Source organism: Microbacterium algeriense (assembly GCF_008868005.1).
Taxonomy (GTDB): Bacteria; Actinomycetota; Actinomycetes; order Actinomycetales; family Microbacteriaceae; genus Microbacterium; species Microbacterium algeriense.
Genome location: NZ_WAAO01000001.1, coordinates 653,764 through 674,924 on the forward strand (window position 1 = coordinate 653,764; position 21,161 = coordinate 674,924).

The following is a 21,161-nucleotide window of genomic DNA, read 5'->3' on the forward strand; positions in this document are numbered from 1 at the left end:
TTAGGTAAGTTCTGAGCAACCGCCGGTGCGGTGCCGTGCGAGCTCTTCGCGCGGGAATCGAGAGTTCGGAGACGCAATGAAGCGTGTGCTGGCAAGCCTGGCCCTGGCGGCGGTGTTCGGATCCGCCCTCGCCGCGACCGCCCCGTCGGCGGCTGCGGCCGCGGATGACGACGCCCTCTACCTCGCCCCCGGGGGTGATGACACGGCCTCCGGCACGATCGACGATCCCCTCGCGACGCTGGAAGGCGCGCGCGACCGGATCCGTGCGCTGAAGGCCGACTCCGCTCTGCCGTCCGAGGGCCTCACGGTCTACCTCCGCGAGGGCGAATACCCGCGCAGCTCCTCGTTCGAGATCGGTGCGCAGGACTCGGGAACCGCCGACGCCCCGATCACCTACCGCTCCTACCCGGGCGAGACGGCCACGCTCACCGGAGGCCGAGAACTGCCCCGGGACCAGTTCGCTCCGGTGGACGACGCCACCGTGACCGACCGGATCATCGACACCGCCGCCCGCGATCGCGTCGTCGGCATCGACCTCGCCGACCTCGGCATCACCGACTACGGCCAGCTCAGCCGCCATGGCTACTGGAAGGCCAACGACGTCAGCACGACGCCGCCGATGGAGCTGTTCATCGACGGACAGGGGATGACCCTCGCGCGCTGGCCCAACGCCGACGCGGCCACCCCCACCGTGCAGATGGGCGACATCATCGACGCCGGTCCCGACCGCAACGACGCCGACCTGCAGGACCGCGGCGGCACGTTCAGCTACGGCTACGACCGCCCGAAGCACTGGACCCAGGCCGAGGACGTGTGGCTGGACGGCATCTTCGGGTACAGCTGGGAGTGGTCGTACAACAAGATCGAGAGCATCGACACCGACGCGAAGACGATCACCCTCCGCTACGGCGAGATGTCCGGGATCATGAAGAGCTGGTTCCCCGACTTCCACTTCGCGCAGAACCTCCTGGAGGAGCTCGACGCCCCCGGCGAGTACTACATCGACCGCGCCGCCGGGAAGCTGTACCTCATCCCCAACGCCGCCTTCACCTCCGGTCGCGGCGACGTGACGGTCACGACGCTCGACGAGCCGATGCTGCGCGCCGACGGGGCCTCGTACGTGAACTTCGACGACCTCGTGATGGAGTACGGCCGGGCCACCGCCGCCGTGATCCTCGGGGGTTCGCACGTGACGATCTCGCACAGCGACATCCGCAACTTCACCGACGGCGGCGTGCTCATCAACTCGCCCGGTCGCTACACGTACGACGGCATCCCGGTGAACCGCGGCGGCCGCGACCACGCCGTGACCGACAGCCGGCTCACGCACGTCGGCGGCGTCGGCGTGGTGCTCCAGGGCGGCGACAAGACGACGCTCGAGCCCGGCCGCAACCGCGTCGAGAACTCCGAGATCGCCGACTTCGCCTACTACCACAAGGCCTACAACCCGGGAGTGATGTTCGACGGCGTCGGCAACATCGCCAGGGACAACGAGATCCACGACGCCCCGCACCCCGGGATCATCGTGCACGGCAACGACCACCTGTTCGAACGCAACGAGGTGTACGACGTCTGCAAGCAGTTCCACGACCTCGGGGCGATCTATATGAACTCCGGCAAGACCCCGCAGCAGCGCGGGCACGTGTTCCGGGAGAACTACTTCCACGACATCGGCGTCGGCATGGCGGGCGTCGAGGGCATCTACGCCGACAACTTCACGTGGGATCTCACGATCGAGAAGAACGTGTTCGTGAACATGGGCAACGGCGCGATCAAGAGCGGCTCGGCCGACTACATCGAGGCGCGCAACAACGTCTTCGTCGACGCGTACGCCCCGTACGACAACTACGAGCAGTGGATGGGCAACCAGGAGGGCAACGTCGTCGACCGCGACTACATGCCCGCGTGGGAGCAGGTGTTCGCCGACAACAACGACTTCGTCGGCACGCCGTATCTGACGAAGTACCCCGAACTCGCGCACTTCTTCGAGGACGACCACTACTTCCCGAACCACAGCACGTTCGCCGAGAACGTCGTGTGGAACCCGAACCGGGCGCGGATGGCCGGCGTCAACGAGCACGGCGCCAAGGACGGCAAGAACCTCCTGAACTACGAGGACAACTGGGTGGCCGACGCCGACCCCGGCTTCGTTGACGCCGCCAACGGCGACTACACGTTGAAGGCCGATGCGGCCGTGTTCGACCAGATCCCCGGCTTCGAGGCCATCGCGTTCAGCGAGATCGGCGTCGACGGTGAGATCGGGCAGACGCAGCAGCCGCAGACCGTGCCGCTCGAGGACATCGCGTTCGACACGGACACCCTCACGATCGACGCGGGCGACGAGGTGCGCGTGCGTGCCGTGCCGCTGCCGTGGAACGCCGACGACGCCGCGGTGACCTATGCCTCGGCCGACGCCGCCGTCGCCACCGTGAACGACAAGGGCGTGGTGCTGGGCATGGGCCCCGGCACCACCACCGTCACGGCCACCGCGAAGGCCGACGCCACCAAAACCGCCACCATCGAGGTGATCGTCGAGGAGGGCGACGGGGTGCTGCACTACACCGACTTCGAGTCGGGGGCGAACGGCTGGCCGACCGACCCGAACCGCAGCATCCAGGTGGATGCGTCGGGCGACAAGGTCTACCGGATCGTCAAGGGGGCGAACAGCCTCCTGCCGCGGGACTTCACGGAGTTCGTGCTCGACTTCGACGTCTCGGCGCCGGCGACGACCCCCGCCAACGCGGGACTCATCGTCTACGACCGCAACGGCAAGGGCGGCGGCTACATCCGCTTCCGTCAGGCCGCGGCCGGTCCGACCTGGACGATCTTCGACGACGCCTGGAAGGTCGTCGCCGAGAAGGTCGTGCCGACGGCGCAGGGCCTGACCCCCGGGGAGACGTCGCACGTCCGCATCGCGGTGCAGGACGGGCAGATCCGGATCTCCGTGAACGGGGCGATCGCGCTGGAAGGCGCCGACCCCGGCCCCGGCAAGGCCGGTCGGGTCGGGTTCTACGTGGAGAACTACGCCTCGCTCGACTTCGACGACATCGGGTTCTCGCTCTCCGGTGTTCCGGTCACGGGCGTGAGCCTGGATGCCGACGCCGTGGGACTGACCGTGGGGGAGCGGCGGTCCGTCGCGGCCACGGTCGCCCCGGAGGACGCCAGCGACGCCCGGGTCACCTGGACGACCGATGCGCCGGAGGTCGCCACGGTCTCCGGCGGCCGGATCGCGGGGGTCACGGCCGGAACCGCGACGATCACCGCGACCTCGGTCGCCGACCCGAGCCTCAGCGACACGGTCACCGTGACCGTGGACGACGCCGAGTACCCGACCACCCGCCTCGACGGACAGCTGAAGGACGGCGCGAACTGGAGTCAGTCCGACCACATCGCCGTGGACGACACCGGCGTCGTGATCAGCGGGGAAGGCGTGCACGGCTACGAGGCAGAGCGCTTCGGAGACACGCTGCTGCAGTTCGACGCGGAGTTCGGCGCCTTCGACGGCGGCTGGTACGGCTTCCAGGCGCGCTCCGACCAGACCGGCCTCCCCGCCTGGCAGAACTCCAATACCGGGTACCTCGCGGTGATCAAGGAGGACGTGATCGAGTTCCAGAGCTGGACCCCGGGCCAGACCATGCTCGACAGCATCCCCAACACCGTCATCGAACCGAACTCCACGCACCGGATCGAGTTCGGCGCGGTGGCGGAGGACGGCGGCACCCGCATCGTGCTCCGCGTCGATGACGCGACCGTGTGGAACATGGTCGACGCGCGGCAGAACCTGCGCATCGGCGCGGACGGTTTCTTCAACGTCTACCACTACGGCAAGACGAACACCTTCGCCGTGCGGCCGACGCCTCCGCCCGCGACCGTCACCGGCATCTGCTGGGCGCCCGAGGCCGACCCCAAGACCCGCTACGTGCGCGGCGAGGAACTCGACGTGACCGGCATGCTGCTCGGGGTGGACTGGAGTGACGGCTCCCGCACCACGCAGCAGGTCACTGCTGACATGGTCAGCGGCTTCGACAGCAGCAAGGTGCGCCCGCACCACACGCTCACCGTGACGTACGCTGGCGCGAGCGTCGAGCTCCCGATCTCGGTGCGACCCAAGCTCAAGAACGGCGAACAGGATGTGCCACGATGCGGGTGACCTTCATCGGAGACTCGATCACCGACGCCGGACGCGATCGCTCCGACCCGGAGTCCTTCGGTGACGGCTATGTCTCGCTCCTGGCGCCGGAGCTGATCGCGGCGGGAGCCACGGTCCGCAACCTCGGCATCGCCGGCGACCGCGCCCGCGACCTCGCCGCCCGGTGGGACGCGGAGCTGATGCCGACCGCCCCGGAGCTGCTGACCGTGTACGTCGGCGTGAACGACATGTGGCGGCGCTTCGACAGCGACGACCCCACGACGGAGGCGGATTTCGCCGCGACGCTCGGCGGCCTCCTGGATCGGGTCGAAGCGCAGCACCGGCCGCGGCTGATCCTCATGGAGCCGTTCTTCCTCCCCGTGACGGAGGAGCAGCAGGCGTGGGTCGACGACCTCGACGGGAAGCGGGCGGCGGTGCGGGCGCTCGCCGCCGCGCACGGGGCGGCGTTCGTGCCTCTGCACGAGGTGTTCACGACGGCTGCGGAGAAGCATCCGGTGGCCGAGCTGGCACCCGATGGCGTGCACCCCACCCCGCGCGGATCCGCCCTGATCGCGGATGCCTGGCGCGCCGCAGCGTCCATTAGCGATAGTCGATAATGGACGTAGACTGATGGTCATGACGGATGCTCTGGGCACAGCCGGACTGCAGCGTGGACTGCTGTCCGATCAGATCTACGCCTTGATCAAGGCGATGATCAAGGACTCCACGCTCGCACCCGGGGAGCAGCTCGTGGAGTCCCAACTCGCCCGGCAGATGCAGGTGAGCCAGGCGCCCGTCCGCGACGCCCTCAAACGGCTCGCGCACGAGGGCCTGGTGTCGCACGTGCGGCACCAGGGCAACTTCGTCGCGAGCTACTCCGCCGAGGAGGCGGCGCAGGCCAAGGTCGCCCGCGTCGAGCTGGAGGGACTGGCCGGCCGGCTCGCCTGCGGCGCGCTCGACACCGCCCGCCGCGAAGAGCTCGCCGGACTCATCGCGCAGATGCACGAGGCGGCCGAGGCCGAGGATCTCGCCCGGTTCCGCGAGCTCGACTTCACGTTCCACCGGGCCGTGATCGAGGCCAGCGGCAACGCGTACCTTCCCCGCATGTGGGACCTCCTCGAGCCGAGCCTGCGTGTCATGCACGTGCTCGGCGATCCCACGTTCACGGGCGACTGGCATGAGGTCGCCGACTGGCACAAGGGCCTGCTCGACACGCTGGATGCCGGTGATGAGGAGGCCGCGTCCTCCCTGTTCCGCGCCCACGCCGCCGGTACCCTCCTCGACTGACCCCCGCGCGCGTTTCGCACCGGGGTCGCAGTTTCGCACCGGGTCGCGGTTTCGCACCGGGGTCGCATCCATCCCGGGAATCCCTGCGACGTGGTGCGGATCTGCGACGGGACGCGGCAGCGCTTCCGGGATGGGGTGTTCCGGCGCGGGGTCGCAGTTTCGCACCGGGGTCGCATCCATCCCGGGAATCCCTGCGACGGGGTGCGGATCTGCGACGGGGGCTACGCGGTGAAGGGGTAGAGCCGGTCGGCAGTGCCGGACCAGAATGCTCGAGCCTCGGAAGGGGACAGGGCAGGAAGAGCCCGCCGGGTCGCGGCGAGCACCTCCGCGTAGGTCGTGGTCCGGGTGGACATCGGCCAGTCGCTGCCGTACATCAGTCGATCCGCGCCGAAGAGGGCGAATGCGGAGCGCAGCAGTTCCCGCGACTCGTCCGCCCCGCGAGCCGCAAGGTCGAGCCCGGACACCTTCGCCGACACCCCCGGAGCCGACGCGGCCTCGGCGAGGGCGGAGAGCCATGCGGCATCGGCCGTCCGGGCGCCGAGGCCGAGGTGGCAGAGGACGATCGCGGTGTCGGGGCGTCGTCGGGAGAGGGCGGCAGCGGCGGGAAGCTGCTCCGGGCGGATCAGCAGCTCGAGGGTGCGGGCGGTCGCTCCCAGGTGCTCCGCGAGGGCGTCGAGGCCGTCCACGTCGGAGAGATCCGCGGCGAACTGCGGCACCGCGGCGCGCACTCCCACGACGGCGGGGGAGAACGCGACCGCCGTGGCCCCGGCCGCACGCCCGGGCTCGGGTGAGTACTGCAGCACCACCCGCCGCAGGTACGGGTCCCGTGCTGCCGTCGCGGTCAGCCATTCTGCCTCGGCCACCGAGTCCGCGGCCTGCACGGCGATGGCGGAGGAGACGCCGGCCTGGCCCAGCTCCCGCCCGAGGTCTGCGGCCGCGGCGTGGCGGGGAAGGCCGAGGTCGTCGCGGAACCAGGGGATCGGCACGGCATCCGCATCCCAGACGTGCACGTGGGCGTCGACGATCCGCACGTCAGATCCTGCGCCGCGCGGTCACGCGGCCTCCGCGTCGAGGGCGTCCCACAGCGCGGCGGGCAGCTCGGCATCGAGGCCGTCCACGAACGCGTCCACCTCCGCGGGCGTCCGAGCCCCGACGACCACGGCGTCCGCGCCGTGCCGCAGCGGGAACTGCACCGCGGCGTCCGCGAGCCGCACGCCGTACGTCGCGCACACGGCCTGCAACCGCAGCGCCCGCTCCCGGAGCTCCGGGGGTGCGGGCTTGTATTCGAAGAACGGCGAGCCGACCGGGTCGACGAGGATGCCGGAGTTGAACACCGCGGCCGCGAGCACCCCGATGCCGCGGGCCGCCGCGGTCGGCAGCAGCCGGTCCAGGGAGGTGCGGTCGAGCAGAGTGAGTCGTCCGGCCTCCATCACCACGTCGAGCGGCGCCTCGGCGACGTAGCGCTCCAGGGGGTCGAGGCGGCCGAGGCCCACACTGATCGCGCGCACCACTCCTTCGTCGCGCAGCTCGACGAGGGCGGGGAGTGCCGCCGCGAACGCTGCCTCCACATCCAGGGGGTCGTGCAGATGGAGCACGTCCACGCGGTCGACGCCCAACCGGGCGAGGCTGCCGTCGAGGCTTCTCCGCACGCCGTCCCTGCTGAGATCGACGACGGAGTCGTGCCCGCTCGCGGCTCCCGAGACCGGCCGGCCGTCCGCATCGACGAGCACGCGGCCGACCTTCGTCGCGATCACGTAGTCGTCGCGCGGGACGCCGCGGAGGGCGAGGCCGAGCTTCCGCTCGCTCTCGCCCGACCCGTACAGGGGTGCGGTGTCGAAGAACCGGACGTCCCGCGCGAGCGCCGCGTGCACCGTGGCCACCGCGTCGGCGTCCGCCACGGGCGCGAAGAGGTTGCCGATCGGGGCGCACCCCAGCCCGGCGTCATCGCGCGCGCTGACGCCGGGGTTCAGCGGACGAAGCTCTGCACGGAACGCCATGCCTCGTACTCCTCGCGGCTGTCGGGGGTCAGCGGGTAGTAATCGCTCAGCCGTGCGCCCTCATCGAGGCGCTGGCGGCTGAACACCTCCCACTCCTCATGATCGCGCGCGTCGTCCACGACCTGCGGCGCCATGGCCTGCGGCACCACGACAGGACCGTCGTCGTCGGCGACCACGAGGTCGCCCGGCATGCACAGGGCACCGCCCACCGCGACGGGCACGTCGTAGGCCCACGGCACCAGCTCCGACTGCGAGGCGTAGTGCGGGGTCGTGCCCGTCGACCACACCGGGATGCCGAGCTCGCGGATGCGTCCGGCGTCGCGGATGCGGCCGTCCACGACGATCCCCGCCCCGCCCTTGCGTGCGAAGTAGCGCGCCAGGATGTCGCCGATGCACCCGGAGAAGCGGCTGCCGTAGGCCTGGATCACCAGCACATCACCGGGCTGCACGGCCTCGAGCACGTGCCACAGGGCGGTGTGCCGCTCGGCGTACTCCTGACCGTCCCCGGAGGCCATGTCCTCGCGCTGCGGCATGAACTGCAGGGTCAGCGCCGAGCCGACCACGCGCTGACCGAGGCTCAGCGGCTCCGGCCCGTCGATGTAGCTACGGCGGATCCCGAGCCCGTGCAGCTTGGCGCACGCGGTGGCGGAGGAGATCGCGTCGAAGGAGTCGACCACCTCACGCGAGGGCCGCTGGTAGGCCGCACCCCGCACGGGCAGGGCGAAGTCGGGTCGGATCAGATCGGCGCTCATGCGTCTCCTTCAGGGAACAGGTGGCGCGGCGAGCCGGTCGCACGCGCGATGGTCAGGTCGAGGTCGGCGGTGTGCGCCGGGGGCAGGGTCACCACGAGGTCGTCGTCCACGTCGAACGTCGTGGTGACGGTCGGGGCGTCCGGGGCCGTGTAGGTGCCCGAGGCGCCCGGCCAGAAGCCGGGCTCTTCGCCGACGGCCGTGACACCGACGATCCGGTCGAGGCCGAAGCGTCCGCCGCGCAGCCGTACGGTGCGGGTGTGCACGGCGGAGGTGTTCACGAGCTGCACGCCGATGCCGTGGTCGTCGAGGCGGTGCACGAGCGCGGCGACGTTCTCCGGGAGCCCGGGTCGCGCGCGGTCCACATCCTCGTAGCGCAGAGCCGTGAAACCGAGTCCGCCGTTGTAGAGCACCTGTGGAGCCCCGCCGACGAGCTGGGTCAGCACCTCGGTCACCACGGGGTTCACGCGCTGCCAGAAGTGCAGGTGCGCGGCGTCCGGGTCGCGGTCGTCGGCGAGCATCATGGCCGCGCGGCGTGCCACCTGGCCGAGCGCCATCTCCAGTGCCCGCACCGGGTAGTCCGGAAGGTCGCCGGAGAGGTACGCGAACCAGCCGGCCTCGTGACCCGCCTCCTCCTTGTCGCGGAACGGCGCGACGAGGTCGGTCGAGGCGGGGAGTCCGGCGATCGCGGTCTCCAGCCGCTTCCGGTCGGATTCCCGTCGCGACCACCACCAGAGCCACAGCGGGAGGTCGAGCTGCAGCGGACCGTAGTCGAACCAGCCGTCCGCGCCGTGACGGTAGGGGACGAGCAGAGCGGGCTCGGTGGCGGCGGCGCCGAGCCGGGCCATCCACCCGCCGCGCAGGCTGTAGGTCGACTCCGCGACGCTGCCCGTGCGCGCCTCGGCCAGGACCGTGTCGAGCATCGTGCGCACGAGGTCGAGGGCGGCGTCGTCGCCCGTGACGAGGGCGTGGTTGAGCGCGCCGATCAGGGCGCTCATGCCGACCGAGTGCAGCCCGTGCGGCCAGGCCCAGCCGTAGTGGCCGCCCCACCAGCGACCGTCGTGGAGGGAGCCGACCGTGCCGTCGGGGCCGACGTTGTCGGGGAGCAGCCCGCCGTCCGCCCGCGCGCGCCAGCCGTCGACGTACCGGCGGATCCACGCGGCCGCCTCCTCATCACCGTCGTAGAGCCAGCGGTTCGCGGCGAGGGAGGTCGCGGCGAGGTTCACGGCGATGTCGCCGGCAGCCCGGCGCTGCATCTCCTCCGCCATCCGCTGCGCGTGCGCGGGATCGGCGAGGTCGTCCCACGATGCGATGCCGTCCAGGCCGTGCAGCGGCAGCCCGTAGGGACGCATCTCGTCCCGGTCGGCGGTGTACGGCACGATCTTCTCGTCGAGCCCCTCGCGGGCGCCGAGGGCTCCGTTGTGCGGCGAGCGGATCATGTTGCGCTCGGCGTCGTAGTTGCCCTTCGCGGGGTCGGTGAAGAGGGCCGCGAACCGGGCGGCGCGCGCGGCGAACGCGGTGTCGGCCGGGTCGGCGGCGCAGATGCCGGCGAGGAACAGCAGCGACTCGCCCTGGTGGAACCAGTCGTAGCCGTTGTCGTACTCGTCGGCGAGCATGCCCGCCTCCTCGAGCTGAACGGTCACGCCCTCCCAGTGCCGCTTGGCGTCGGCGAGCACCTCGTCGGAGCCGCCGAGCAGGTAGAACGCGGGCCAGTTGAAGAAGGGCTCGTACAGGTCGTCCACACCGTCGCGGTCGATGAACTCGGCGACGCCGCGGAGGCGGCCGTCCGGCAGCGTGTACCGGTCGCCGAAGAGGCGGCGGGCCTCCTCGACCTCGGCGAAGAGCCGGCGCTGCAGCACGGCCCAGGCCGGGATCGTGCGCAGCGGACGGGTGAGCGGAGTCTCCGGCACGGTCATCCCTTCGTCGCTCCGGCGACCAGGCCGCCGATGATGTGGCGCTGCATCACGATGAAGAACACCATCGCGGGCAGCACGGCCAGCAGCAGGGTCGGGAACACCTGCGTGTAGTCGGTCGAGAACTGTCCGACCGCCGCATACACGCCGGTGGTGACCGTGTAGATCCCGGAGCTCGGCCCGAGGATGATCTGCGGACTCACGAAGTCGTTCCACACCCCGATCGAGTTGAGCACCACGACCGTCGCGACCACGGGCTTCATGATCGGGAAGATGCACGCCCAGAAGGCGCGGATGGGCCCGGCGCCGTCCAGGGACGCCGCCTCGTCGATGTCGCGCGGCACGCTGCGGAGGTAGGCGGTGAACAGGAAGATCGTCACCGGCAGGGTCGCCGCGGTCTCGAAGAGGATGAACCCGGGGATCGTGTTGATGAGCCCGAGCACCCGCAGCACGAAGACGACGGGGATCAGCGTGACCTGGCCGGGGATGAAGAGCCCGGAGACGAAGAGCAGCAGGAGTCCCAGGTGCCACTTCGACCGCCCGCGCGCGATCACGTAGGCGACGGGTGCGGCGAGGGCGATGCAGCACAGGTTCACCAGCACGACGAACAGCAGCGTGATGCCGTATGCGGCGATCACGTTGAACTTGCTGCTCGTGATCGCGGCCCACAGGTAGTCGAACGTGAACATCTGCGGGGTGATCAGCAGCGGGTTCTCGATGATGTCGGCCTGCGGTTTGAAGGCGTTGATCAGCATCGTGTACATCGGGATCAGCATCGTGATCGCGACGACGCCGAGGACGATCCACCGGATCGTGCTGACGGCGAGGGCCGGGCGGTTGCGTGTCTGCTTCATCAGTCGGTCGCCTTCTGCTCGGCGCGGCGTCGCACCAGCGTGACGGCGAGGCCGACGACCGCGGTGACGATGAGGAGGATCATGGACTGCGCGGCGCCGAAGCCGAGGGCCGAGTTCGCGAAGGAGTCCTTGAGGATCTGGTAGACGATGGTCTGCGTCGAGCCGGCCGGTCCGCCGTCGGTGAGCGACAGCACCACGTCGTACGCCTTGAGGAGCCCGACGAGGGTGAGCACGAGGTTCACGGTGAAGACGGGGGCGATCAGCGGAAGCGTGATGGAGCGGAACTGCTGCCACCGCGAGGCGCCGTCCACCGTCGCCGCCTCGTAGTACTCCGCCGGGACCGACTTGATGCCGGCGAGGAACAGGATCATGTTGAAGCCGAAGTGCGACCACACGATCGTGAAGATCACGCTCGCCTTGGCGAAGGTCGGGTCGGTGAGGAACGGCATCGCCGGGAGGCCGAGCGTGCTGAGCAGGCCGTTGACGGCGCCCGTGGGGGAGAGCATCGCCGACCACAGGAAGCCGATGATGAGGGCGCTGATCACGTACGGGTAGAAGAAGATCGTGCGCAGGATCGTGTTCGAGCGGCCGGGCCCGGAGATGAGGGCGGCGATCGCGAGGCCGATCGCATTGCAGAGGATCGTGCCCACCACGGCGATGATCCCCGTGAAGATCGCGGCCTGCGTCGAGCGCGGGCTGCGGAACGCCTTGACGTAATTGTCCCAGCCGATGAAGTTGAAGTTGAGGCTGTACCCGTTCCAGTCGGTGAAGCTGAGCACCGCCGCCAGGATCATCGGGATCACGAACATCGCCAGGAACACGGCGACGGCCGGGCCTCCCATGAGGATGCCGGGGATCCGGTTCCGCCACTGCTGCAGCGCGGTGCGGCGGCGCGGGGCGGGGGTCGAGCTCATCGGCGTGGATGGTCCTGTCGGGGCGGTGGCCGCGGCCGGGGGCGGCGCGGTCGTGGTGGGCGGAGTCATGGCGGCACTCTCGTTCTCGGTGGCGCGTTCGGGGGGAGGCGCTGGAGCAGCGCCGGGAAGGTGCCCGGGACGAGGTGTCGCGTCCCGGGCACCTGGTGGGTCAACCCGCGTTCGCGGCGAACCAGTCGTCCATGGCCTGGAGCACCTGGTCGGCCGAGGCGCCGCCGATCAGGGCCTGGGTCTGGGTGTTGATCTCGCCCGCGTAGCCGTCGGGCAGCGTGCGCTCGCCGTAGCCGCCGCCGGTGGGCGTGTAGGCCTCGGCGGGGGTGTCGGCGACGATCTGCAGCAGCTCCTCGCCGAGCGGCGTCATGTCGTACTCGTAGCCGTCGCGGAAGTTGCCGTCGACCGCGAGCTGGTCGCTCACCGCGGTCTGATCGGTGGTGAGGAACTCGATGAGCTTCGCCGCGGCATCCTGGTTCTTGCTCGCCTTGAGGATCGAGTATGGGCTGGCGATGTTCGCGCCCATCGCGGGCTGCTCGTCGGCGCTTTCGGCCGGAGCCCGGAACACGCCGATGTCGGCGGACTCCGCGGCCTTCGCCTGGGTGCCGGCGAACCAGCTGCCCATCGAGTACACGGCCGTCTTGCCGGAGAGGAAGGCCTGCTCCGCGTCCGGGTACTTGATGCCCAGGGCATCGGTGGGGATGTAGCCCTCGGACACCCAGTCGGCGTACGTCTCGACCGCGTCGCCGTAGGTCTCGCTGAAGGTGACGTCGCCCGCCGACATGTCCTGGAACCACTCCGGGTCCTCCGCGACGATCGTCGGCAGGCCCAGCGCCTGCAGCGTGTGGCTGCTCATCCAGTCGCCGCCGGTCTGGATCGGGGTCCACCCGGCGTCCTTGAGCTTGCCGAGCGCCTCGGTGAGCTCATCCACCGTGGTGGGCAGCTCGGTGATCCCGGCTTCCTCGAAGGCGGTCTTGTTGTAGAAGAACAGGCTCTGCAGCTGCACGCCGATACCGGCCATGTAGTTCTTGCCGTCGATCGAGTACTGGTCGGCGAGCGGGCCCGACGATGCCCACTCGTAGTCGGAGAGGTCGACGAGCTCGGGGGCGAGCTTGGTCGTCGGGGCGATGGACTGCACGACGTCGGGCGCGTCGCCGGCCGCGAGCAGACGCGGGACGGCGGCCTCGACCCCCTCGGCGCCGGGGTTCTGGATGACGACGTCGATGTTCGGGTTCGCCTCCTCGAACGGGGCGACGAGGTCGTTCCAGAACTCCTCGGTCAGGTTCGGGGTGACGTTCACGAGCATGCGCACGGAGACGTCGCCGCCGGCGTCTCCGCCGCCGTCCGCTGCCGTGGTCGAGCAGCCGGCGAGGGCGAGGGCGGAGACCGCCGCGATGCCGGCAAGGGGAAGAACTCGGGCCTTGATCATCGTTGATCCTTTCCTGATGCATGAGGGAGGGCCGCTCGCGACACTACACTAATCGATAATCGTTTGTGAAGTGCAGACAGCATCAGGCATCGCCGAGAATCGGGTGTCGTTCTTCGGCGAAGGAGCGCGGCGAGGGGTCAGCCGGCGGCGCGGCGGGCGCGGTACGCGGCGACGGCGTTGCGATTGGCGCAGCTCGTGGAGCAGTAGCGCTTGGAGCGGTTGCGGGACAGGTCGAGCGCGATCGACCGGCAGGTCTCGTCCGCGCAGACGGTGAGGCGGGAGCCCTCGTCCGTGCGGATCACGTCGATCAGCGCCATCGCCGTCTCCACGAGCACGCGCTCGGCGAGCGGTCGCTCGTCGGCCAGGCCGTGCAGGTGCCAGTCCACCTCGTCGTGTCGGACGAGCCGCGGGGTCAGATGCACCTCGGCGAGGGCGGCGTTGACGTGCGCGGCCATCTCGTCGCGCGGAGCGAGCAGCATGGCGCGGAGCCGCGGGCGCAGGGAGCGGAGGTCGTCGAGCTCCACCGCGTTCCGATCGACCCGTCCCGTGTAGGGGAAGACCTCGAGGAAGCGCTTCTCGTCCTCGACGTCGACGAGGGTGTCGGGGTCTTCCGCCGAATTCGCGAGCCAGACCGCCGCTCGGAGCGCATCCTCGGTGTCATCGGTGAAGACCATGTTGACAGCTTACTCCGGCGGCGCGTAGCGTCATTCCCCATGAGCACTGTGGCTGATGACATCGCCCGCACGCGGGCGAGTGTGCGCCTCGGCCTCCCGCTCGCGATCGCCGCCGCTTTCGCGTTCGGTTCCTCCGGGGCCTGGGCGCGCGGACTCATCGACGCGGGGTGGACGCCGGGTGCCGCCGTCACGGTGCGGGTGTGGGTCGCCGCGCTCGTGCTGCTCATCCCCACGCTCCTCGCCCTGCGGGGGCGGTGGCGGTCCCTCCGGCGCAACGCCGGGATGATCGCCGCGTACGGCCTCCTCGCCGTCGCGGCCACCCAGCTCTGCTACTTCCAGGCCGTCGCGGTGATGGACGTCGGGATCGCGCTGCTCATCGAGTACACCGCCCCGGTCGCGGTGCTCCTCTGGCTCTGGCTGCGGCGGGGCGAGCGTCCCACGCGGCGCAGCATCCTCGGTGCGGGCATCGCCTTCGTCGGACTCGTCCTCATGCTCGACATCGTCACCGGGGTGCAGGTGAACGTGGTCGGCGTCCTCTGGGCGCTCGGGGCGATGCTGGGCGCCGCGGGATACTTCGTGCTGTCCGCCCGGGCCGACACCGGGATCCCGCCGATCGCGCTCGCGGGGAGCGGGTTGCTGCTCGGCGCCGTCGGGCTGAGCCTGGCGGGTTTGGTCGGCGTGCTGCCCTTCGCCTGGACGACCGCCGACGTGGACTACCGCTTCGGCGCCGTGCCGTGGTTCGTGCCCGTCCTCGCGATCGGCGTGATCGCCACGGCCCTCGCGTATGTGCTCGGCATCGTCTCGACGAGGCTGCTCGGCCCGCGGTTGGCCTCGTTCGTCGCGCTCGCCGAGGTCGCGGCCGCCCTGCTCTTCGGCTGGCTCCTGCTCGATCAGCTCCCCGGTCCGCTGCAGGCGCTGGGCGGCGTGCTCGTGCTCGCCGGCGTGGTCGTGGTCAAGCTCGGCGAACCCCGTTCCCGTCGCGATATTCCATCCACATCCGGCTGAATGGCTGGAATATCGCGACCGGAGCGGGGTGTGCGGTTGTATACCCCAGGTGCAGAGAGGTTGGGATGAAGGCGGGAGAGGGGCGTTTATGTATACAATGAGTGCATGGCCTTGGCTTTCGAACGCACGTCCGCGGGGGATCGCGCCTATGCTTCGCTGCTCGAGGAGATCCAGTCGGGGGAGCTGCCGGCGGGATCCGTCCTGGGTGAGGTGGAGCAGGCCGCACGCCTCGGCGTGAGCCGGACCCCGCTGCGGGAGGCCCTTCGCCGCCTCGCCGCTGATGGGCTGGTCGTGCAGCAGTCGCCGCGCGTGACCGTCGTCGCCGACCTCGACGCCGACGACATCCGCTCGCTGTTCGAGATCCGTCGCGCGCTGGAGGAGACCTCCGCCCGACTCGCTGCTGTTCGGGGAGACGCCGCCCTCTTCGCCGCGCTCGCCGACGACTTCGCCCAGGTGGATCTCGCCAGGGTGGAGGGGCGCGATGCCTACTACGCCCTCATCGCCCGCTTCGACGGCGCCCTGGATGCCGCGGTCGACAACGACTACATCGCCTCGGCTCTGCGCACTGTCCGGACCCACCTCGTGAGGGTGCGCCGGATGGCCAAGGACAAGCCCGCCCGACTCGCCGCCTCGGCGGCCGAGCACCGCACGATCGCCCAGGCCCTCGCCGCGCGCGACGGCGATCTCGCCGCCCACGCCACGCACGTGCACCTGCACAACGCGCTCACCGGCATCCTCGACTCCCTCCCCGACACCGAAGGACTCTCATGACCGTCACCCACCACGTCCGTGTGCACCGCAGCGACGAGAACCTCGCCCGGGAAGACCAGCTCGCCTGGAAGATCGCCGAGGTCGCCGCCGACCAGGTCGAGGTCGAGCAGCCCGTCGTCGACATGATCATCAACCGCATCATCGACAACGCGTCGGTGGCCGCCGCTTCCCTCACCCGCGCGCCGATCAACGCGGCTCGTGCGCAGGCGTTCAGCCACCCCGTCTCGACCGGCGGCGTCGGCGCGAACCTCTTCGGCGCCGAGCTCGACCACCGCACCAGCCCCGAGTGGGCGGCCTGGGCGAACGGCGTGGCCGTGCGTGAGCTCGACTACCACGACACCTTCCTCGCCGCCGAGTACTCGCACCCCGGCGACAACATCCCGCCGATCCTCGCGGTCGCGCAGCACACCGGCAAGGACGGCCGCGCGCTCGTGCGCGGCATCGCCACCGGCTACGAGATCCAGATGGACCTGGTGCGCGCGATCTGCCTGCACAAGCACAAGATCGACCACGTCGCGCACCTCGGCCCGTCCGCCGCCGCCGGCATCGGCACGCTCCTCGGTCTCGACGTCGAGACGATCTACCAGGCGGTCGGTCAGGCGCTGCACACCACGACCGCCACCCGCCAGAGCCGCAAGGGCGAGATCTCCACCTGGAAGGCGCACGCCCCCGCCTTCGCCGGGAAGATGGCCGTCGAGGCGGTCGATCGGGCGATGCGCGGTCAGACCAGCCCCGCGCCGATCTACGAAGGCGAAGACGGCGTGATCGCGTGGATGCTCGACGGCAAGGACGCCTCGTACGACGTGCCGCTGCCCGCCGGCGGCGAGCCCAAGCGCGCGATCCTGGACTCGTACACGAAGGAGCACTCCGCCGAGTACCAGGCCCAGGCGCTGATCGACCTCGCCCGCAAGCTCGGCCTGCAGAACCCCGCGCTGCGCGACCCCGCGAACATCGAGTCCATCGTCATCCACACCAGCCACCACACGCACAACGTGATCGGCTCGGGCGCGAACGACCCGCAGAAGTACGATCCCACCGCGTCGCGCGAGACCCTCGACCACTCGGTGCCGTACATCTTCGCTGTCGCCCTGCAGGACGGCGGCTGGCACCACGTCGACTCCTACGCCCCCGAGCGTGCCGGTCGCGCCGACACGGTCGCGCTGTGGCACAAGATCACCACGGCCGAGGATGCCGAGTGGACGCGCCGCTACCACTCGGAGGACCCGGCCGAGAAGGCGTTCGGCGGTCGCGTCGAGATCCGCCTCACAGACGGGTCGACCGTGGTCGACGAGATCGCCGTGGCCGATGCGCACCCCCTCGGAGCGCGTCCGTTCGCCCGCGAGAACTACATCGCGAAGTTCCGCCTGCTGGCAGAACCCGTGCTCGAGCCCGCCGAGATCGAGCGGTTCCTCGCCCTCGTGCAGCGCCTGCCCGAGCTGACCGCGGCCGAGGTCGGCGAGCTGTCGATCGTCGCGAAGCCCGGCCTGCTCGACGCCGCCCCCGCCCCGAGGGGTCTGTTCTGATGCCCTACCCGCGCACAACTTCGGAGATTCTGGGCGACACGCCGGGCGGGGCATCCATCCGTCGGCGTGTCGCGTCGGATCTCCGAAGTCGTGCACGGACCGACCTACGCGGAAGGAACCTCTGATGCTGTACTCCACCACGACGCCCGCCGAGAAGCGGCGCCTGTTCCGAGAACGTCTGGCCTCCGGGGAGCTGCTGCGGTTCCCCGGCGCGTTCAACCCGCTCAGCGCTCGCCTGATCGAGCAGAAGGGCTTCGATGGCGTCTACATCTCCGGCGCCGTGCTCTCCGCCGATCTGGGCCTGCCCGACATCGGACTGACCACGCTGACCGAGGTCGCCGGCCGCGCCAAGCAGATCGCCCGCATGACCGACCTCCCCGCGATCGTCGACGCCGACACCGGCTTCGGTGAGCCGATGAACGTCGCCCGCACGATCCAGGAGCTCGAAGACGCGGGTCTCGCCGGCACCCACATCGAGGACCAGATCAACCCGAAGCGCTGCGGTCACCTCGACGGCAAGGCCGTGGTCGACGAGAACACCGCGATCAAGCGCATCCGTGCCGCCGCCGACGCCCGCCGCGACCCGAACTTCCTGATCATGGCGCGCACCGACATCCGGGCGATCGAGGGACTGGACGCGGCGATCGACCGCGCGAAAGCGCTGGTGGATGCCGGAGCCGACGCGATCTTCCCCGAGGCGATGCGCACGCTGGCCGAGTTCGAGGCGATGGCCGAGGCGCTCGACGTGCCGATCCTGGCGAACATGACCGAGTTCGGCAAGAGCGAGCTGTTCTCCACCGATCAGCTTCGTGACGCCGGAGCGAACCTGGTCATCTGGCCGGTGTCGCTGCTGCGCATCTCGATGGGGGCCGCGGGCCGCGCACTGGATACGCTGAACGACGAGGGGCACCTGACTTCGAAGCTCGGCGAGATGCAGCACCGCGCCGATCTCTACGACCTGATCGACTACGAGTCGTACAACCACTTCGACTCGGGCGTCTTCAACTTCACACTCGACAACACCGGTCGCTGAGCGCAGCGAAGCGGACACACGACGCGGTTGCTGAGCGCGGAGCGCAGCGACGGGTCGAAGTACACGAAGGAGTGACCATGACCGAGCCGGACATCAAGAAGGGCCTCGCGGGCGTCGTCGTCGACACGACCGCGATCTCGAAGGTCAACCCCGAGACGAACAGCCTGCTGTACCGCGGCTACCCCGTGCAGGAGCTCGCCGACACGCAGCCGTTCGAGGCGGTCGCGTATCTGCTGTGGCACGGCGAGCTGCCCACGCCGGAGGAGCTGGCGGCATTCCGGCTGGAGGAGCGGAAGCACCGCGCGCTGGCCGACAACGTGAAGGCGGCGATCGACCTGGTGCCGCTGGATGCGCATCCGATGGACGAGGTGCGCACCGCGGTGAGCCTGATCGGAGCGTCCGACCCCGGTGCCGGAGGCTCGGTGCTCGACGCGGGCGGCAGCCCGGAGCAGAACCTCGAGCGCAGCATCCGCCTGTTCGCCGCCCTCCCGGCGATCGTCGCCTACGGGCAGCGTCGCCGGCGCGGCCAGGAGCTCATCGCCCCGCGCGACGACCTCGACTACTCCGCGAACTTCCTCTGGATGACCTTCGGCGAGGAGGCGGACGATGTCGTGGTGGACGCCTTCAACCGCTCGATGATCCTGTACGCCGAGCACTCCTTCAACGCGTCCACGTTCACCGCGCGCGTGATCACCTCGACCCTCAGCGACATCTACTCGGCCGTGGTCGGCGCGATCGGCGCGCTCAAGGGCCCGCTGCACGGCGGCGCGAACGAGGCCGTGCTGCACATCTTCGACGAGATCGGTTCGGCGGACGCAGTGGAGGCGTGGCTCGACAAGGCACTCGCCGAGAAGCGCAAGATCATGGGCTTCGGGCACCGCGTCTACAAGAAGGGCGACTCGCGCGTGCCGACCATGAAGGCCGCGCTCGACACCCTCGTGGAGCACTACGACCGCCCCGAGGTCGCCGACCTCTACAACACGCTGGAGTCGGAGTTCGTGGCCCGCAAGGGCATCTACCCCAACCTCGACTACCCGTCCGGTCCCGCGTACAACCTGATCGGCTTCGACACCCTCACCTTCACGCCGCTGTTCGTGGCGGCACGCGTGACCGGGTGGACGGCGCACGTGATCGAGCAGGCCGGATCGAACGCGCTGATCCGTCCGCTGTCCTTCTACGACGGCCCGGACGAGCGGCACGTCGAGAGCTGACACCCGCCCGTGAGAGGAGGCCTTCGTCCCACCGGACGGGGGCCTTCTCTCATGCCCGGGGTGCACCTGTAGCGTGCGCGCGGGCTCGGGGTCAAGCGGATGCGGCGATTCCCGCGGCGGAGTAGAACCGGATGCGGGATGAACGCATCCCGCGAGAAGGAGGGTTCCATGTCCGCATCCGACGTCACCGTCAAGGAGGTCCGGTCGCTCGTCCCCGCGCGCATGGACCGGCTGCCGTGGTCGCGGTTCCACTGGCTGATCGTGGTGGGGCTCGGCTTCTCCTGGATCCTCGACGGCCTCGAGGTGCAGATCGTCGCCGCGAACGGGTACGCCGCGACGCTCGGGATGGGGCCGGCCGAGGTCGGCCTCGCCGGCACGTGCTATCTGCTCGGCCAGGTCTTCGGAGCGCTCTTCTTCGGTCGTCTCACCGATCGGCTCGGACGCAAGAAGCTCTTCCTCGTCTCGCTCGCGGTGTACCTCGTCGGATCCGCGGTCGCCGGACTCGCGTTCGCGCCGTGGTTCTTCTACATCTGGCGGTTCGTCGCCGGCGCCGGCATCGGCGGCGAGTACGCGGCCATCAACTCGGCGATCGACGAGATCATCCCGGCGCGGTACCGCGGCCGCGTCGACATCGCCATCAACGGCACCTACTGGGGCGGTGCGGCACTCGGTGCCGTCGCCAACGTGTTCTTCCTCAACACCGACATCCTCCCCGAGGACATCGGCTGGCGGCTCAGCTTCTTCCTCGGTCCGATCCTCGGTCTGCTGCTGATCTACATGCGCCGGCACATCCCGGAGAGCCCGCGCTGGCAGATGACCCACGGGCGCGAAGAGGCCGCCGAGCGCAACGTCGACGAGATCGAGGAGCGCATCCGCAAGGAGGGCAAGACGATCCCGCCCGTCGATGAGAGCAAGGCGATCACGGTCAAGGAGTACGGCCGCGTGCCGTTCCTCGTCATCGCGAAGGTGCTGTTCAAGAAGTACCCGCGGCGCACGCTGGTGGGCATCACGATGATGGTGACGCAGTCGTTCCTCTACAACGCGATCTTCTTCACGTACGCGCTGGTGCTGGAGAACTTCTACGACACCCCGCCCGCCTCGGCGTCGCAGTACTTCATCGTGTTCGCCGTCGGCAACCTCGCCGGGGCGCTCATCCTCGGGCACTTCTTCGACACCTGGGGGCGGCGCCGGATGCTGTTCGGCACGTACGTGCTCGCCGGGGGCATCCTCCTGGTCAGCGCGTTCCTGTTCAACGCGGGTGTGCTGAACGCGGCGACGCACACGGCGTTCTGGTGCGCGTCGTTCTTCTTCGCCTCCGCCGGCGCTTCGGCGGCGTACCTGACGGTCAGCGAGATCTTCCCGCTGGAGCTGCGCAGTCAGGTCATCTCGTACATCTTCTCGATCGGGCAGCTCGTCGGCGCCATCGCCCCGGTGCTCTACGGCGCCCTGATCGGCCAGAGCGCCGAGAGCGGCGACCGCGGACCGCTGTTCTGGGGCTATGTGCTCGGCGCGGCGATCATGATGTTCGGCGGCATCGTCTGCGGTGTGTTCGGCGTGAGCGCCGCCGGGAAGTCGCTGGAGGACATCGCCGACCCGCTCTCGCTCGTCGAGCCTGCCGAGAAGGGTGTCACACCCGACGGCAGACCCGCGTCCTGATCCCGAC

Annotated in this window: 17 protein-coding genes; 9 read left to right on the plus strand and 8 right to left on the minus strand. The window is 69.9% G+C overall.

Translation table 11 applies throughout. The features are described from left to right. The first annotated feature begins 76 nt into the window (after positions 1-76). Genes F6A08_RS03125 through F6A08_RS03135 form a run of 3 tightly spaced genes read left to right on the plus strand, consistent with a single transcriptional unit; the run spans position 77 to position 5,416 of the window. Entirely contained in the window at positions 77-4,150 is a 4,074-nt protein-coding gene (locus F6A08_RS03125; RefSeq protein ID WP_151458591.1) for an Ig-like domain-containing protein, read from the plus strand. Continuing rightward, positions 4,141-4,746 (plus strand): GDSL-type esterase/lipase family protein, encoded by a 606-nt coding sequence (locus F6A08_RS03130; RefSeq protein WP_151458592.1) that lies wholly within the window; start codon positions 4,141-4,143, stop codon positions 4,744-4,746. Before F6A08_RS03125 ends, F6A08_RS03130 begins: the two co-directional genes overlap by 10 nt. A gap of 19 nt (positions 4,747-4,765) precedes the next feature. After that, entirely contained in the window at positions 4,766-5,416 is a 651-nt protein-coding gene (locus F6A08_RS03135; protein ID WP_124896508.1) for a GntR family transcriptional regulator, read from the plus strand. 221 nt (positions 5,417-5,637) lie between these two features. Here the strand turns inward: F6A08_RS03135 and F6A08_RS03140 are convergent, their stop codons facing one another. From F6A08_RS03140 to F6A08_RS03175, 8 genes are all read right to left on the minus strand, one after another. Then, a complete protein-coding gene (locus F6A08_RS03140) occupies positions 5,638-6,447 on the minus strand; it encodes an amidohydrolase family protein (RefSeq protein WP_151458593.1) in 810 nt (269 codons plus the stop codon). A 21-nt stretch (positions 6,448-6,468) separates the two neighbouring features. Continuing rightward, on the minus strand, positions 6,469-7,413 hold the full coding sequence (locus tag F6A08_RS03145) for an aldo/keto reductase (protein ID WP_151458594.1): 945 nt from the start codon (positions 7,411-7,413) through the stop codon (positions 6,469-6,471). Further along, entirely contained in the window at positions 7,383-8,165 is a 783-nt protein-coding gene (locus F6A08_RS03150) for an RraA family protein (protein WP_017204135.1), read from the minus strand. Before F6A08_RS03150 ends, F6A08_RS03145 begins: the two co-directional genes overlap by 31 nt. After that, positions 8,162-10,078, minus strand: a complete 1,917-nt coding sequence (locus F6A08_RS03155; protein ID WP_151458595.1) for a DUF8034 domain-containing protein — start codon at positions 10,076-10,078, stop codon at positions 8,162-8,164. Before F6A08_RS03155 ends, F6A08_RS03150 begins: the two co-directional genes overlap by 4 nt. Beyond that, positions 10,075-10,929 (minus strand): carbohydrate ABC transporter permease, encoded by an 855-nt coding sequence (locus F6A08_RS03160; protein ID WP_017204137.1) that lies wholly within the window; start codon positions 10,927-10,929, stop codon positions 10,075-10,077. The genes F6A08_RS03155 and F6A08_RS03160 overlap by 4 nt, the downstream gene beginning before the upstream one ends. After that, entirely contained in the window at positions 10,929-11,912 is a 984-nt protein-coding gene (locus tag F6A08_RS03165; protein WP_225855715.1) for a carbohydrate ABC transporter permease, read from the minus strand. Before F6A08_RS03165 ends, F6A08_RS03160 begins: the two co-directional genes overlap by 1 nt. Positions 11,913-12,012: 100 nt before the next feature. Then, positions 12,013-13,281 carry an ABC transporter substrate-binding protein gene (locus F6A08_RS03170; protein WP_124896503.1) on the minus strand — a complete coding sequence of 423 codons (1,269 nt, stop codon included), beginning with the start codon at positions 13,279-13,281 and terminating at the stop codon, positions 12,013-12,015. Between the two features lie 137 nt (positions 13,282-13,418). Next, the gene (locus F6A08_RS03175) at positions 13,419-13,955 is read right to left on the minus strand and encodes a CGNR zinc finger domain-containing protein (protein WP_017204140.1); all 537 of its coding nucleotides are present in this window, start codon (positions 13,953-13,955) and stop codon (positions 13,419-13,421) included. 39 nt (positions 13,956-13,994) lie between these two features. Here F6A08_RS03175 and F6A08_RS03180 point away from each other — a divergent pair, with 39 nt between their 5' ends. The 6 genes from F6A08_RS03180 (at position 13,995) to F6A08_RS03205 (ending at position 21,154) form a co-directional block, all read left to right on the plus strand. Beyond that, the gene (locus F6A08_RS03180) at positions 13,995-14,960 is read left to right on the plus strand and encodes an EamA family transporter (protein WP_192576671.1); all 966 of its coding nucleotides are present in this window, start codon (positions 13,995-13,997) and stop codon (positions 14,958-14,960) included. 105 nt (positions 14,961-15,065) lie between these two features. Further along, a complete protein-coding gene (locus tag F6A08_RS03185) occupies positions 15,066-15,731 on the plus strand; it encodes a GntR family transcriptional regulator (protein ID WP_017204142.1) in 666 nt (221 codons plus the stop codon). Beyond that, entirely contained in the window at positions 15,728-17,254 is a 1,527-nt protein-coding gene (locus tag F6A08_RS03190; RefSeq protein ID WP_151458596.1) for an MmgE/PrpD family protein, read from the plus strand. The genes F6A08_RS03185 and F6A08_RS03190 overlap by 4 nt, the downstream gene beginning before the upstream one ends. 124 nt (positions 17,255-17,378) lie before the next feature. Beyond that, positions 17,379-18,287: a methylisocitrate lyase gene (gene prpB, locus F6A08_RS03195; protein WP_124896500.1), complete on the plus strand. Its 909-nt coding sequence runs from the start codon at positions 17,379-17,381 to the stop codon at positions 18,285-18,287. A gap of 77 nt (positions 18,288-18,364) precedes the next feature. Next, positions 18,365-19,498 carry a bifunctional 2-methylcitrate synthase/citrate synthase gene (locus tag F6A08_RS03200; protein ID WP_017204145.1) on the plus strand — a complete coding sequence of 378 codons (1,134 nt, stop codon included), beginning with the start codon at positions 18,365-18,367 and terminating at the stop codon, positions 19,496-19,498. Between the two features lie 168 nt (positions 19,499-19,666). Further along, entirely contained in the window at positions 19,667-21,154 is a 1,488-nt protein-coding gene (locus tag F6A08_RS03205) for an MFS transporter (RefSeq protein WP_040568820.1), read from the plus strand. Positions 21,155-21,161: the final 7 nt, after the last annotated feature.

What these genes read in the sequence shown, in the direction of transcription:
- F6A08_RS03160 (WP_017204137.1), bottom strand. Translation starts at nt 10,929, where the DNA reads ATGAAGCAGACACGCAACCGCCCGGCCCTCGCCGTCAGCACGATCCGG.
- F6A08_RS03205 (WP_040568820.1), top strand. Translation starts at nt 19,667, where the DNA reads ATGTCCGCATCCGACGTCACCGTCAAGGAGGTCCGGTCGCTCGTCCCC.
- F6A08_RS03155 (WP_151458595.1), bottom strand. Translation starts at nt 10,078, where the DNA reads ATGACCGTGCCGGAGACTCCGCTCACCCGTCCGCTGCGCACGATCCCG.
- prpB (WP_124896500.1), top strand. Translation starts at nt 17,379, where the DNA reads ATGCTGTACTCCACCACGACGCCCGCCGAGAAGCGGCGCCTGTTCCGA.
- F6A08_RS03130 (WP_151458592.1), top strand. Translation starts at nt 4,141, where the DNA reads ATGCGGGTGACCTTCATCGGAGACTCGATCACCGACGCCGGACGCGAT.
- F6A08_RS03200 (WP_017204145.1), top strand. Translation starts at nt 18,365, where the DNA reads ATGACCGAGCCGGACATCAAGAAGGGCCTCGCGGGCGTCGTCGTCGAC.
- F6A08_RS03135 (WP_124896508.1), top strand. Translation starts at nt 4,766, where the DNA reads ATGACGGATGCTCTGGGCACAGCCGGACTGCAGCGTGGACTGCTGTCC.
- F6A08_RS03165 (WP_225855715.1), bottom strand. Translation starts at nt 11,912, where the DNA reads ATGACTCCGCCCACCACGACCGCGCCGCCCCCGGCCGCGGCCACCGCC.
- F6A08_RS03145 (WP_151458594.1), bottom strand. Translation starts at nt 7,413, where the DNA reads ATGGCGTTCCGTGCAGAGCTTCGTCCGCTGAACCCCGGCGTCAGCGCG.
- F6A08_RS03190 (WP_151458596.1), top strand. Translation starts at nt 15,728, where the DNA reads ATGACCGTCACCCACCACGTCCGTGTGCACCGCAGCGACGAGAACCTC.
- F6A08_RS03150 (WP_017204135.1), bottom strand. Translation starts at nt 8,165, where the DNA reads ATGAGCGCCGATCTGATCCGACCCGACTTCGCCCTGCCCGTGCGGGGT.
- F6A08_RS03185 (WP_017204142.1), top strand. Translation starts at nt 15,066, where the DNA reads ATGGCCTTGGCTTTCGAACGCACGTCCGCGGGGGATCGCGCCTATGCT.
- F6A08_RS03170 (WP_124896503.1), bottom strand. Translation starts at nt 13,281, where the DNA reads ATGATCAAGGCCCGAGTTCTTCCCCTTGCCGGCATCGCGGCGGTCTCC.
- F6A08_RS03180 (WP_192576671.1), top strand. Translation starts at nt 13,995, where the DNA reads ATGAGCACTGTGGCTGATGACATCGCCCGCACGCGGGCGAGTGTGCGC.
- F6A08_RS03125 (WP_151458591.1), top strand. Translation starts at nt 77, where the DNA reads ATGAAGCGTGTGCTGGCAAGCCTGGCCCTGGCGGCGGTGTTCGGATCC.
- F6A08_RS03175 (WP_017204140.1), bottom strand. Translation starts at nt 13,955, where the DNA reads ATGGTCTTCACCGATGACACCGAGGATGCGCTCCGAGCGGCGGTCTGG.